The organism is Catellatospora methionotrophica, from assembly GCF_011297335.1.
Lineage (GTDB): Bacteria > Actinomycetota > Actinomycetes > Mycobacteriales > Micromonosporaceae > Catellatospora > Catellatospora methionotrophica.
This window is the reverse complement of record NZ_JAAOTJ010000008.1, coordinates 13,695-27,391: the sequence shown is the minus strand read 5'-3', so window position 1 is coordinate 27,391 and position 13,697 is coordinate 13,695. Positions and strand designations below refer to the sequence as shown.

Here is a 13,697-nt window from a genome sequence, read left to right as displayed (position 1 = left end):
ATGAGATCGTGCCGCGGTTTCGGCGAAGTAACGCCCACCGATATGTCCGGTAGGCGCAACTTCGCCGAAACATTCCGTCCGTTCAGCCTGTGTTGCGCATCCCGGCGGCGATGCCGTTGACGGTGGTGAGCAGCGCCCGCTCCAGCGTCGGGTCGGTGGTCGGCGCGCGGCGGCTGCCCGGCGCGGTGACCCCCGCCCGGCCGACCAGCCCGGCGTCGCGGTACTGCCGCAGCAGCGCCACCTGCAGGTGGTGCAGCGGCTCCAGGTAGGAGTCGCGGACCCCGAGCGTACGGTGCAGCACCGGCTGCGACTCCAGCAGCGCGGACTCGCCCGTGATCGCGAGCACCTCGGCCACGCTGCGCTCGTACTCGTCGGAGATCGTGTCGAAGATCGGCAGCAGCGGGTCCGGCACCAGCGCCTGCACGTAGCCGCGGGCGATGGTGAGGTCCGTCTTGGCCAGCATCATCTCCACGTTGGACAGGAACGTCCCGAAGAAGTGCCAGCGCTCGAACATCTCCCGCAGGTCGTCACCGAGGCCCGCCTCGCGGGCGGCGCGCAGGCCGGTGCCGACGCCGAACCAGCCCGGCACGATCTGCCGCGACTGGGTCCAGCCGAACACCCACGGGATGGCGCGCAGGCCGCCCAGGCCAGCGCCGGAGTCGGGCCGCTTGGCCGGGCGCGAGCCGATGTTCAGCGCGCCCAGCAGCTCGGTCGGCGTCGCCGCCCAGAAGTACTCCGGCAGCTGCGGGTTCTCCACCAGCTCGCGGTACTTCACGAAGGCCGCGTCGGAGACGACGGTCATCGAGCTGTCCCACTTGGCCAGCTCCTCCTCGGGCTGGCGCGGCGTGGTGTGCAGCAGCGTCGCCTGCAGCACCGCGGCCACGGTCAGCTCCAGGTTCTCCCTGGCCAGCGCGGGCAGCGTGTACTTGTCGGAGATGACCTCACCCTGCTCGGTCACCTTGATCGCGCCGTCGAGGGTGCCGTACGGCTGGGCCAGGATCGCCTCGTGGGTGGGGCCGCCGCCCCGGCCGACGGTGCCGCCCCGGCCGTGGAACAGCCGCAGCCGCACGCCGTGCTTGGCGGCCACGTCACGCAGCGAGCGCTGCGCCTTGTGGATGGCCCACTGGCTGGTGGTGATGCCCGCCTCCTTGTTGGAGTCGGAGTAGCCCAGCATGACCTCCTGCACGTCGCCGCGCGCCCGCACCAGCGCCCGGTACGGGGCCAGGCTCAGCAGCTCGTCCAGGATCTCGCCGCCCGCCCGCAGCTCGGCGATCGTCTCCAGCAGCGGCACGAAGCCGATCGAGGCCCGCGGGGCGTGCGGGTCGACGAGCCCGGCCTCGCGCGCCAGCACGGCCGCGGCCAGCACGTCGTCCACCCCGCGCGTCATCGAGACGATGTACGACTCGACGACGTCCTCGCCGAAGCGCTCCTGCGCGGTGCGGATGGTGCCGAACACGTCATAGGTCTTGCGGGCCGCGTCGGTCAGCGGGCTGTCGGCGCTCGACAGCGGCCGCCGCCCGGTCAGCTCCTTGGCCAGCAGCGCGATGCGCTCCGCCCGGCTCAGCGAGGCGTAGTTGGTGACCTCGCCGACCTGCGTGAACAGCTGTGCCAGCACCGCGTGGTGCGCGTCGGCGTGCTCGCGCACGTCCATCGTCGCCAGGTGCAGGCCGAACGCGCTGACCGTACGGATCACCGAGGCGAGCCGGCCGACCGCGGTGAGCTGCCCGGCGTTGCGGGCCAACGAGGCCCGCATCAGCTCCAGGTCGGCGACCAGGTCGCGGGTGCCCCGGTAGTCGCGGCCGGGCACGTGCTCGGTGCCCTTGGCCAGCCGAGTGCGGGTGTTGGCGAGCTTCGCCCGGATGCAGCGGGCCTTGAGCCGGTACGGCTCCTCGGCGTTGACGCGACGGAAGCGCTCGTCGACCTCGCCCAGCGCGTCGAGGTCCTTGGCCAGGCTCGCGGACAGGTCCAGCGACACCCCGCGCAGCCGGCGCGACACCGAGACCTCCAGGATCAGGTCCTCCAGCGCCGCCTCGACTGCGCGGATGCCGTGCTCGTGCTGCAGCAGCAGCACGTCGCGGGTGACCGTCGGGGTGACGTACGGGTTGCCGTCGCGGTCACCGCCGATCCAGGTGCCGAACGTCAGCGGGCGGGTCGTCGGCGCGGTCTCCACGCCCAGGCGCTTGAGGGTCTCGGCGAGATCGTCGAGCACCTGCGGGGCCGCGTCGTCGTAGAGGTCGCGCAGGTAGTAGACGGCGTTGCGGGCCTCGTCGGTCGGGTCCGGCCGGTCCAGCCGCAGCTCGTCGGTCTGCCACAGCAGGTCCAGCAGCTCCGACAGGCGGCGGTCGTTGAGCGCGGTCTCGCCGTACAGGGCGGCCGCGGCGAACTCGCCGTCGAGCTGGTCGGCGACGCCGCGCAGCTTGGTCAGGATCGAGCGGCGGGCCGCCTCGGTGGGGTGCGCGGTGAACACCGGCCGGATCGCCAGCCGCCGGGCGGCCGCCGCGATCTCGCTGGCGGGCACGTTGCGCTCGGCGATCAGCTTCGCGGTGGCGTCCAGCCAGCCGCCGTGCAGGGCGCGGCGGCGGCGCAGCTCGCGCGCCCGGTGCACCTGCTCGGTGATGTTGGCCAGGTGGAAGTAGGTGGAGAAGGCCCGTGCCAGCAGCGTCGCCGTGGACACGTCGAGGCCGCCGAGCTTGACCGCGGCGGTCTCGGCGTCGCTGCGTACCAGCGCGCGTACCTCCTCGACCAGGTCGAGCAGTCCGCGGCCCTCCTGGCGGGCCAGTGTCTGGCCGAGCAGTCCGCCGAGGCGTCGGATGTCCGCCCGCAGCGCGGCGTCGGCCCCGTCCGGGTCGCCGGAAGCACCGTCGACGTCGGGGTGATAGGTCAGCTCGCTCACCGCGCTGTTCCTTCCGTTGGTACGAAGGACGGCGCTGTCCTGCGGTGGATGCTACTGCCCTGCTGGCCGATGCGGCGCTGTGACGCAGGCCATCCCGGTCCCCGCGTTCCCCCGCCGTCCCCCTTCATGATCGCCCGACTTGCCGGGCACCTGTGCGTATCTTGCGCACACTTTCGCCCATGTGCCGGGCAAGTCGGGCGATCATCGGCGATGGGCGTGTCCGGAGGGTGGGAAGTGGGCGTCGATCAGGCGACGTGGATGCCCCAGCCGCCGGCGGAGTCGACGATCTGGCCGGTGATCCACTCGGCGTCGGGGGAGCAGAGCCAGCTGACGAGTTTCGCGGTGTCGGCGGGGGTGCCCCAGCGTTTGGTGGGGAAGCGGTCCCGCACCCAGGCGTGGGTCTCCGGGTCGGCCCAGCCGGTGTCGTTCGGGCCCGGGTTGACCGCGTTCACGGTGACGCCACGCCCGGCCAGCAGCACGGAGAAGTCCCGGGTCAGATACTCGATCGCGGCCTTGCTCGCCGCGTACGCCAGCTCTCCGGTCATCGGCCCGAGCCGCTGCCCCGAGGTGAACAGCACGACCCGGCCCGGCCGCGCGTCGTCATGCGCGGCGGCGTACGCCTGCACCAGCAGCATGTTGGCGCGCACGTTCACGGCCAGGTGCCGGTCGATCGCGGCCGCCTCCAGCTCGCCCAGCGCCGTCGGCGTCGAGTAGGCGTGGCAGGACACCAGCGTGTCGATCCCGCCGAACCGCTCGACCACGGCCGCGACCAGCCCCTCCGGCCCACCGGGCGCGGTCAGGTCGAACGGCTGCCAGTGCGCGCCCAGTTCGGCGGCCAGCGCGGCCGGATCACCCCCGCTCAGCCCCTGCTCGGCGTCGTACGACGGATGCCCGGTGATCATCACGCGATACCCGTCGGCCACCAGCCCGCGCGCCACCGCCGCCCCGATGTTGACACTCCGCCCCACCCCCGTGACCAGCGCAACCGGTCGATATACAAGATCACTGCTCACCGAACGAACGATAGATGCGCCCCAACCCCGAGGCAACGCCATTCACCCGCCTCCGCCCAGGAAGATCGCTGTTTCAGGTCGGAAACTAAGGCTGGACGCAAGGTTTTGACCCCAAACGGCGATCATGGCGGCGCGGCGGGTGTGCGTCAGGCGCGTAAAGCGGTCGGCGGGCGGGAGTAGGCTCGGGATGGAACCCCGTACCTGCCTGGTTGCGGGGGTTTTGGCGTGGCGTGGCCACGGCCCCGTGCCTACCGGGCGGGAAGGCGCTTACCCGTGAACCTCACCGGACTCCTCCAAGCGGCGTCGGCCGATCCCGCGCTGGCCCGGGTCACCGAACTGGCCCGCACCGAACCCCAACTCGATCTGACCGCCCCCGCCTCGGCGCGCCCGTTCCTGGTGGCCAGCGCCGCCCGGCAGCGCCCGGTGCTGGTGGTGACCGCGACCAGCCGCGAGGGCGAGGACCTGGCCGAGGCGCTGGGCGAATTCCTCGACCCGTCGACCGTGGCCGTCTACCCGGCCTGGGAGACGCTGCCGCACGAGCGGCTGTCGCCGCGCTCGGACACCGTCGGGCGGCGGCTGGCCGTGCTGCGCCAGCTCGCCCACCCCGAGGGCCGCCCGCTGCGGGTGGTCGTCGCGCCGGTGCGCAGCATGCTGCAACCCCAGCTCAAGGGCCTCGGCGACCTGGAACCGATCGACCTGCGCCAGGGCACGGTGGTGCTGCTGGACGAGCTGACGCACACACTGCACGACCTGGCGTACGCCCGGGTGGATCTTGTCACCAAGCGTGGCGAGTTCGCGGTGCGCGGCGGCATCCTGGACATCTTCCCGCCGACCGACGAGCACCCGTCGCGGGTCGAGTTCTGGGGCGACGAGGTCGAGGACATCCGCACCTTCGCCGTAGCCGACCAGCGCACCATCGCCAAGGTCGACCGGCTGTGGGCCCCGCCCTGCCGCGAGCTGCTGCTCACCCCGGACGTGCGGGAGCGGGCCGCGTTGCTCGCCGCCGAGCATCCGGCGCTGGAGGAGATGCTGACCAAGCTCGCCGAGGGCATCCCGGTCGAGGGCATGGAGTCGCTGGCCCCGGCCCTGCACCAGGGCCGCGACTCGATGCAGCTGCTGCTGGACTGCGTGCCGGACGACACGCTGGTGCTGCTGGCCGACCCGGAGCGCATCCGCACCCGCGCCCACGACCTGTTCCGCACCTCGGAGGAGTTCCTGGAGGCGAGCTGGGCCGCCGCCGCCGAGGTGACCGGGGTGAAGGCCCCGATCGACCTCGGCGCGGCGACGTTCAAGACCCTGGCCGAGGTACGCCGGCACGCCGCGCAGCTGGACATGCCGTGGTGGACGGTGGCCCCGTTCGGCCTGGTCGCCACCGAGAAGCCCGCCGACGAGCCGTGGCTCGACGTGCCCGAAGTGCACGTAGCCCCGGACACCGGAGCCGTGCTGACCTGGGCGGCGACCCAGCCGCCGGCGTACCACGGGGACACCGCGAAGGTGATCGCCGATGTGAAGGGCTGGCTGGCCGAGGGCTGGCGGGTCGCGCTGATCTTCGAGGGACACGGACCGGCGCAGCGCTCGGTCGAGGTGCTGCGCGACGCGGGCGTCGGCGCGGTGCTCGCCGACGAGATCGCCGAGCTGCCCGAGCCGGGCCAGGTCGTGGTGAGCTGTGGGCGGCTGCGGCTGGGCCTGCTCGACGAGGCCGCGAAGTTCGCCGTGCTGACCGGGGCGGAGATCTCCGGCGGGCGCGGCACGGCCAACCGCGAGCTGGGGCGGATGCCGTCCCGGCGGCGCAACACCATCGACCCCCTCGAACTGCGCGCGGGCGACTTCGTGGTGCACGAGGCGCACGGCATCGGCAAGTACGTCGAGCTGGTCCAGCGCAAGGTCAACGGCGCGGACCGGGAGTACCTGGTCATCGAGTACGCCGCCAGCAAGCGCGGCCAGCCCGGCGACCGGCTGTTCGTGCCGACCGACGCGCTAGACCAGCTGTCCCGCTACGTCGGCGGCGAGCAGCCGACCCTGCACAAGATGGGCGGCGCGGACTGGCAGAAGGCCAAGGCGCGCGCCCGCAAGGCGGTCCGTGAGATCGCCGCGCAGCTGATCCAGCTGTACGCCGCCCGGCAGGCCGCGCCCGGCCACGCGTTCGGCCCGGACACCCCCTGGCAGCGCGAGCTGGAGGACGCCTTCCCCTACCAGGAGACGCCCGACCAGCTGTCCGCGATCGAGGAGGTCAAGTACGACATGGAGAAGCCGGTTCCGATGGACCGGCTGATCGCGGGCGACGTCGGCTACGGCAAGACCGAGATCGCGGTGCGGGCGGCGTTCAAGGCGGTGCAGGACGGCAAGCAGGTCGCCGTGCTCGTGCCGACGACGCTGCTGGCCCAGCAGCACTACAACACGTTCTCCGAGCGGATGGCGCAGTTCCCGGTGGTGCTGCGGCAGCTGTCGCGGTTCGCGACCCCGAAGGAGGCCGAGGAGACGCTGAGCATGGCCGCCGAGGGCCGCGCCGACATCATCATCGGCACCCACCGGCTGATCCAGAAGAACACCCGCTTCAACAAGCTCGGCCTGGTCATCGTCGACGAGGAGCAGCGCTTCGGCGTCGAGCACAAGGAGCGCCTCAAGGAGATGCGCACCAACGTCGACATGCTGAGCATGTCCGCGACGCCGATCCCGCGCACCCTGGAGATGTCGATCACCGGCATCCGGGAGATGTCCCAGATCACCACGCCGCCGGAGGAGCGCCACCCGGTGCTCACCTACGTCGGGGCGTACGACGACAAGCAGGTCGCCGCCGCGATCCACCGCGAGCTGCTGCGCGACGGGCAGGTGTTCTACCTGCACAACCGGGTCGAGACGATCGACAAGGCGGTCCGGCGTATCCGCGAGCTGGTGCCCGAGGCACGGGTGGTTGCCGCGCACGGGCAGATGGGCGAGGACGCGCTGGAGAAGGTGATGGTCGGCTTCTGGGAGAAGGAGTACGACGTCCTGGTCGCCACCACGATCATCGAGTCCGGCATCGACATCCCGAACGCGAACACGCTCATCCTGGAGCGGGCCGACCTGCTCGGCCTGGCCCAGCTGCACCAGATCCGGGGCCGGGTGGGCCGTGGCCGCGAGCGCGCGTACGCGTACTTCCTCTACCCGCCGGAGAAGCCGCTCACCGAGCAGGCCCACGAGCGGCTGGCCACCATCGCCCAGCACACCGAGCTCGGCGCGGGCATGTACGTGGCGATGAAGGACCTGGAGATCCGCGGCGCGGGCAACCTGCTCGGCGGCGAGCAGTCCGGGCACATCGAGGGCGTCGGCTTCGACCTGTACGTGCGCATGGTCGGCGAGGCGGTGTCCCAGTTCAAGGGCGGCGGCGCGGCGGCCGAGGAGGCGCCCGAGGTCAAGATCGATCTGCCGATCGACGCGCACCTGCCGCACGACTACATCGACTCCGAGCGGCTGCGCCTGGAGATCTACCGCAAGCTGGCCTCTGCCCGCGACGAGGCGGCGCTGCAGGAGGTCGTCGCCGAGCTGACCGACCGCTACGGCGAGCCGCCCGCCCCGGTGGCGAACCTGGTCGCGGTCGCCAAACTGCGGATGACCGCCAGGGCGTACGGCCTGACGGAGATCTCGCTGCAGGGCAAGCACGTGCGGTTCGGCCCGCTGGAGCTGGCCGACTCCAAGCAGCTGCGGCTCAAGCGCTACCACCCCGACTCGGTCTACAAGACGGCGAATTCGCAGGTCAGCGTCCCGACGCCGATGACCCGGCGGGTCGGCGGCGAGCCGCTGCGCGACCAGGCCCTGCTCGACTGGTGCGCCCAGCTGCTCAAGGACGTGCTCGGGTCATGACCGTGCGCTGGACCGTGGTGGACACCCCGATCGGGCCGCTGAGCTGCGCTGTCGACGACATCGGGCTGTGCGCGCTGCAGTTCGGCGCGCTGGACGTCGCGCAGGAGGCGGATCCGCTGCTCGCCGACGTCGCCGGGCAGCTGACCGCGTACTTCGCGGGCGAGCTGGTCGCGTTCACCATGCCCGTCTCGGTGCGCCGGGGCAGCGACTTCGAACGGGCGGTCTGGGCCGAGCTGTCCCGCATCCCGTACGGCGAGACGCACACCTACGGCGAGGTGGCCCGCGCGGTCGGCGACCCCGACGCGGCCCGCGCCGTCGGCGTGGCCTGCAACCGCAACCCGGTCGCCGTGGTCGTCCCCTGCCACCGTGTGGTCGGCGCGAACGGCAAACTCGTCGGCTTCGGCGGCGGCCTCCCCCGCAAACGCCAACTCCTCGAACTAGAAGCCCGAGTCCGCATGCAACAAGACTGGCTCGCCTGACCCCCCCGCCCGCCCCTTCTGCCGCAACTCTTAAAGACTTGCGGCCTCCCGATTCCGGGAGGCCGCAAGTCTTTAAGAGTTGTCGAGGGGTGCCGGTCAGGTGCGCTGGCGGTGGGTGACGGTGGTGATGGTGGCCCAGCCGAGGGCGAGGACGGCGAAGCCGTACGCGAAGGCGGGGTAGTCGATCGGCGGGGCGCCGATGAAGAAGGCCTGGACCCAGGTCGCGCCCGCGGTGGCGGCGGTGGCGACGGCCGCGCCGAAGACGGCGGCGACCAGCGCGAGGGCGAGTCCGGTCGGGGCCTTCGCGGCGGTGACGCGCTCCGGGCCGACCTGCGCCGGGATCATGGACTTGCGTGCGCGGGATCCGGCGAAGGCGAGGAAGACCAGGTCGATGGCGACTGCCCCGGCGAGCAGCAGCAGCGGCGGGATGGACTTCGGGAAGCCCGTCCCGGCCAGCAGACCCCAGACGACCAGCCGGTACGCCAGATACGTGCCCGCGATGAGGGTGGCCGTGAAGCGCGCGCCGACGAAGGCACGGGCCGCGACCAGGGTCAGCAACGCCGCGCCGGTGATCCAGGCCGGGTAGACCCACGCGTCGACCGGCAGCGCGAAGCCCTGCACCGCGATGTCGTCGACGGGGCGGCCGATCTGGTCGGCGGCGAACTTCAGCAGGATCGGCTCGGCGGTGGGGGTCCCGGCCCGCCATGACTCCAGCGAGAGCACGCCGTACTCCTGGTGCTGGCTGGGGAACAGGACGTTCTCCAGGAAGAAGCCCCAGATGAAGGCGCTGACCACGGTGCGGGTGCGGCTCGGCGGGGTGGAGATCCAGTAGCCGCGGGCGACGCCGAGCAGCATGAACGCGGTGCCGATGTACAGCAGGGCGTGGCTGGCGCTCCAGGCGGTGATGTCCAGGCCGTTGATCCGGTGGTTCAGGATGTCGATGGGGATGGCGATGAGGAACGTGGCCGTGCCGCCCACCATCAGGCGCTTGGCGGCCCTGTCCACGCCCACGTTGTGATAGGCCTGGAACAGCACCAGGGCCACCACGATGACCGTGCCCGCGGTGTTCAGCAGGTGCGGCGGGGCGGCGTCGTCGCGCAGCCACTTGAAGTGCCACGACATGTCCCAGGTCGAGCCCAGCATCTTCAGCGCGAAGGCGAGCAGCCAGAGCCGGTAGACGGCGGCGACCACCGCGGGGCCCTGAGCAGCGTCGGGCCCGGTGCGGGCCAGGCCCACCCAGCCCGAGGTGGTACGAGGAAGCGTCTGCGTCGTCACGGGCGGAATTCTGCCGTGTCGAAGGGGGTCTACGCGCCCTCCGAACACCTGAATCCACCCTGAGATCTCCCGGAGTCGCCGTTCGTGAGAGAGTGGCGGCGTAAGCGCCTGTCACTGGAGGATTCCGTGCGCCGTCTGACCGCCGCGGCCGGCATCGCCGTCGCCCTGCTGGCCCTGACCGCCTGCCGGTCGAATCCGAGCGTCGCCGCGTACGTCGGCGACCAGTCGTTCACCGAGGACAAGGTCACCACGCTCACCGAGCAGGCCGCGAAGGTCCAGGAGACGGCGCAGCCCGGTGACGACGCCGCCATCCGCACGCACGTCGTCCAGCTGCTCATCTACAACACCCTGTGCAAGCGGATCGCGGCGGAGAAGGGTGTCAAGCTCCCTGCCGCCGAGGCCCGGCCGAGCGAGTACGAGACGCTCAGCCAGGAGACGCAGGCATGCGTCCAGGCGCTGCCGCTCGACCAGATGAAGCCGTCGGACGAGGACCTGCGCAAGGTCTACGACAACGGCGTGAAGGCGGGTGTGCTCGACGGCAAGCAGCCGTTCGAGCAGACCAAGGCCGAGCTGGCGGGCAACCCGCAGGTCGCCGGCGCGATCGCGGTGTACCGGGTGCTGACCGAGGCGGCCAAGGCCGCCGACGTGACCGTGAACCCGCGTTACCGCCCGCTGGACCTGCCGGTGCTGACCGCCGGAGAGCGCGGGCCGGTGCTCAGCGCCCCGTTCGGCATCCAGGACTCGGCCGTGTCCGACAGCGTCCAAGAACCGGCCGTCTCCAGCAGCTGACGTGACCCGCCGGATCGTTCTGCTCGTCACCTCGCCCCGCATGCCCGCGGGGCTGCTCACCGCCGCCGCCTGGGATCTGGTGCGGGCTCACCCCGTGCTGACCGGGGCGGACGGCGATCAGATCACCGCCCTGCGCGCCGCGGGCGCCACGGTCACCGTGGTGCCCGAGGCGACCGCGGCGACCCTGCTCGACGCCGCGCAGCCGGTCGTCGTGTGGCTGGCCGGGCCGGGTGGCGACGAGTTCCTGGCCCGCGAGCTCGGCCTGAAACTGGCCCGCGAACCCGGCCTGGCCGAACTGGAGCTGCTGTACGGCTCCTGGGACCCGCCGGGCGCGCGGCTGCTCGACGCGGTGGCGGTCACCGACCGGCTGCAGAGCAGCGACCCGTGGCGACGTGAGCAGACCCACCGCACCCTGGCGAAGTACCTGCTGGAGGAGGCGTACGAGGCCTACGACGCGATCGTCGCCGGAGACCATGCGGCGATGCGCGACGAGATGGGCGACGTGCTGCTGCAGGTGCTGTTCCACGCCCAGCTCGCCCAGGAACTGCCCGAGGACGAGCGCTGGAACGTCGACGACGTCGCCGGGGACTTCGTGGCGAAGATGATCCGCCGCAATCCGCACGTCTTCGCGGACACCCCGGCCGAGGACATCGACGAGATCATCGCCACCTGGGAACGGGTCAAGGCCGAGGAGAAGGGTGCCGCGCGCTCGCCGCTGGACGGCGTGACCTGGTCCCTGCCGTCGCTGACGCTCGCCGCCAAGCTGCTCGCCCGCGCCCGCCGCCACGGCCTGCCCGAGCCCGAACCCGCCGACACGCTGGGCGGCCGCCTGCTGACCCTGGTCGCGCAGGCGGGCGAGGACGCCGACGCCGAGGCCGCCCTGCGCGAGGAGCTGCGCCGCTACGCCGAGGCCGTAGCCGACCAGGCCTGACCGTCCACCGGGGCGGCGGGTACGTTGAGCCGATGGAGTTCGCACCGCTGGCGGAGCACATCGCCGACGCCCTGCTGGAGTCGTCGCCCGAGCTGGCCGCGTCGGCCGGTGACCACCGCTTCGACGACCGTCTGCCGGACCTGTCGCCCGACGGCACGACCGCCGACGTCGCCATGCTGCGCGACGCGGCCGGGGCGCTGTCGCAGGTCGACGCCGACCTGCTGGACGACGAGGAGCGGGTCGACCACGCCATCCTCAGTTCGCTGGTCGAGCGGCAGCTGTTCGAGCTGACCGAGGTGCGCTCGCACCAGTGGGACCCGCTGCGGCACAACCCGGGCGCGCTGCTGCACGCGCTGATGGCGCGGCCGTTCGCGCCGGTCGAGCAGCGCCTGCACGCGCTGGCGGGCCGGTTGCTGCAGGTGCCCGACGCGCTGGCCACGGCGCGTACGGTGCTGCGCGACGCGCCCCGCATCCACCTGGAGACCGCGGCGGGTCAGTTCGCCGGGACCGCCGCGCTGGTGCGCGAGGAGCTGCCCCGGCTGCTGGTGCAGGAGCCGGGCCTGGCCGATCAGATGCAGCTGGTCGCCGCGAACGCGGTGCTGGCGCTCGACGACTTCGCCGCCTGGTGCGCCGCTGAGACCGAGCGGGGCGACGGCCGCGATCCGCGGCTGGGCCGCCGCCTCTGGGAGGCCAAGCTCTGGCACACCCTGGACACCGAGCTCGGCGCGGCCGAGGTGCTCAAGCGGGCGCAGGACAACATCGAGCGGGTCACCGCCGAGCTGCGCGAGGTCGCCGTCGAGCTGGTCGGCGGCAAGGCCGACGACGAGACGGTGCGCCGGGCGCTGGACCTGATCGCCGCCGAGCATCCCGACGACGCGTCGATCGTGGGCCTGGCTCATCACGCGGTCGAGGAGACGACGGCGTTCGTCCGCGAGCACGATCTGGTCAGCCTGATCGACGACCCGCTGGTCATCGAGGAGATGCCGGAGTTCGCCCGTGGCGTGGCGGTGGCCTACTGCGACCCGCCGGGCGCGCTGGAGACCGCCGTCGTGCCGACGTTCTACTGCATCGCGCCGACCCCGGCGGGCTGGCCCGCGGACCGGGTCGCCTCGTTCTACCGCGAGTACAACGACCACGCCATCCGCAACCTGACCGTACACGAGGCCATGCCGGGGCACTTCCTGCAGCTGGCGCACGCCCGCCGCTACCGGGGCAGCACGCGGGTGCGCGCGCTGGGCCACTCCGGGCCGTTCGTGGAGGGCTGGGCCGTCTACGCCGAGCAGGCGATGGTCGAGCACGGCTACGGCGGCCTGCCGGTGCGCGCGACCCAGCTGAAGATGCAGCTGCGTACCAGCATCAACGCGGTCCTCGACCAGCTCGTGCACTGCGAGGAACTGAGTGAGGCCGACGGCATGGCGCTCATGCGCGACCGCGGCTTCCAGGAGGTGGGCGAGGCGGCCGGCAAGTGGCGGCGCGCGCTGCTGTCCTCGGCGCAGCTGTCGACGTACTTCGTGGGCTGGGCCGAGGTGGCCGAGATCGCCCGGCTGCGACCGTCCGGGGTCACCGTGCGCCAGTGGCACGACCGGATGCTGTCCTACGGTTCGCCCGCACCGCGCCACCTGCGCACACTGCTCGGACTGTGAGGGTTTGCGCGGCAGCGGGGCGATGGGGGAGGCTGTCGCCCATGCGAAATACGGCTCGTCCCGGCACGCCGCGTGCCCCGCGACCCTCCGTATTCCGCCACCTCGTGCTCGCTCCGCTGCTGGGTGCGCTGCTTGTGCTCACCGGCTGCCAGGCCATCACCGACGACGGCGTCGCGCCCGACCGCGCGCGGCTGCTGGCGGACATGGCGGCGCAGCTGCAACGGGCCTCGCAGCGGCCGTACCACGCGCAGTATCTGCTGGCCGACGGGGTTCGCGGCGAGATCTCGCAGCAGGCCGCACCGGCGCGCTCGGTCTACTCCTACCCCGGCGGGCGACTCATGGTCGACGCGGAGGGGCAGACCTCGTGCGTCACCGCGGTGCGCCCGGCACGCTGCCAGATCCGGCCGCTGCCCGGCCCCGGCCCGGCCGCGCTCACCGGATACCACGAGGTGACCAGGCACGGCCTGGTCACCGCACCGATCGTCACCGACCTGCTGCAGGCGGCCCAGTTGCAGTCGCAGGCCGAGGTGGAGGCGCACGACGTCACCCTGGCCGGACAGCAGGCGACCTGTCTGGACGTGTCGGGCCTGACCGACGCCGAGGCGGGCGGCTTCACCGTCTGCGTCACCGCCGCGGGCGTGCTGGCCAGTTTCACCGGCGTCGTCGGCGGCGTGGTCGTCGACCAGGCGCTGACCCGGATCTCGGCGTCGCCGCCGGCGGCGGTCTTCGCCCTGCCCGAGGGGGCGCGGGTGGTGGACCACCGGCCGAAGACCCCGGCGCCGTGACGGGTCGATAGGCTGGCTCGGTACGCACCGGCCGCTCCGGCCAGGGGAT

At 72.3% G+C, this 13,697-nt stretch carries 9 protein-coding genes; 6 read left to right on the top strand and 3 right to left on the bottom strand.

Annotated elements, in window-relative coordinates; all coding sequences use genetic code 11:
* Positions 1-82 precede the first annotated feature (82 nt).
* Positions 83-2,893: a phosphoenolpyruvate carboxylase gene (gene ppc, locus HAV40_RS19440; RefSeq protein ID WP_409364935.1), complete on the bottom strand. Its 2,811-nt coding sequence runs from the start codon at positions 2,891-2,893 to the stop codon at positions 83-85.
* Positions 2,894-3,138: 245 nt separating this feature from the next.
* Positions 3,139-3,906 carry an SDR family oxidoreductase gene (locus tag HAV40_RS19435; protein ID WP_239085937.1) on the bottom strand — a complete coding sequence of 256 codons (768 nt, stop codon included), beginning with the start codon at positions 3,904-3,906 and terminating at the stop codon, positions 3,139-3,141.
* Between the two features lie 273 nt (positions 3,907-4,179).
* Between HAV40_RS19435 and mfd the strand changes: the two genes are divergently transcribed.
* Positions 4,180-7,746, top strand: a complete 3,567-nt coding sequence (gene mfd / locus HAV40_RS19430) for a transcription-repair coupling factor (protein WP_166383266.1) — start codon at positions 4,180-4,182, stop codon at positions 7,744-7,746.
* 2 nt (positions 7,747-7,748) lie between these two features.
* Positions 7,749-8,225: a methylated-DNA--[protein]-cysteine S-methyltransferase gene (locus HAV40_RS19425; protein ID WP_239085954.1), complete on the top strand. Its 477-nt coding sequence runs from the start codon at positions 7,749-7,751 to the stop codon at positions 8,223-8,225.
* A 96-nt stretch (positions 8,226-8,321) separates the two neighbouring features.
* Here the strand turns inward: HAV40_RS19425 and HAV40_RS19420 are convergent, their stop codons facing one another.
* A complete protein-coding gene (locus HAV40_RS19420) occupies positions 8,322-9,500 on the bottom strand; it encodes a hypothetical protein (RefSeq protein WP_166383262.1) in 1,179 nt (392 codons plus the stop codon).
* A 126-nt stretch (positions 9,501-9,626) separates the two neighbouring features.
* Between HAV40_RS19420 and HAV40_RS19415 the strand changes: the two genes are divergently transcribed.
* From HAV40_RS19415 to HAV40_RS19400, 4 genes are all read left to right on the top strand, one after another.
* Positions 9,627-10,289 (top strand): hypothetical protein, encoded by a 663-nt coding sequence (locus HAV40_RS19415; RefSeq protein ID WP_166383259.1) that lies wholly within the window; start codon positions 9,627-9,629, stop codon positions 10,287-10,289.
* A 1-nt stretch (position 10,290) separates the two neighbouring features.
* The gene (locus HAV40_RS19410; protein WP_166383258.1) at positions 10,291-11,220 is read left to right on the top strand and encodes a nucleoside triphosphate pyrophosphohydrolase; all 930 of its coding nucleotides are present in this window, start codon (positions 10,291-10,293) and stop codon (positions 11,218-11,220) included.
* A gap of 32 nt (positions 11,221-11,252) precedes the next feature.
* Positions 11,253-12,863, top strand: coding sequence for a DUF885 domain-containing protein (locus tag HAV40_RS19405; protein WP_166383257.1), 1,611 nt, complete (start codon positions 11,253-11,255; stop codon positions 12,861-12,863).
* 104 nt (positions 12,864-12,967) lie between these two features.
* Positions 12,968-13,648 carry a hypothetical protein gene (locus tag HAV40_RS19400; RefSeq protein ID WP_166383255.1) on the top strand — a complete coding sequence of 227 codons (681 nt, stop codon included), beginning with the start codon at positions 12,968-12,970 and terminating at the stop codon, positions 13,646-13,648.
* The last annotated feature ends 49 nt before the right edge of the window (positions 13,649-13,697 follow it).

Bases quoted from the DNA above. Each gene is read 5' to 3' on its own strand.
- HAV40_RS19405 (WP_166383257.1), top strand. From the start codon at position 11,253: ATGGAGTTCGCACCGCTGGCGGAGCACATCGCCGACGCCCTGCTGGAG.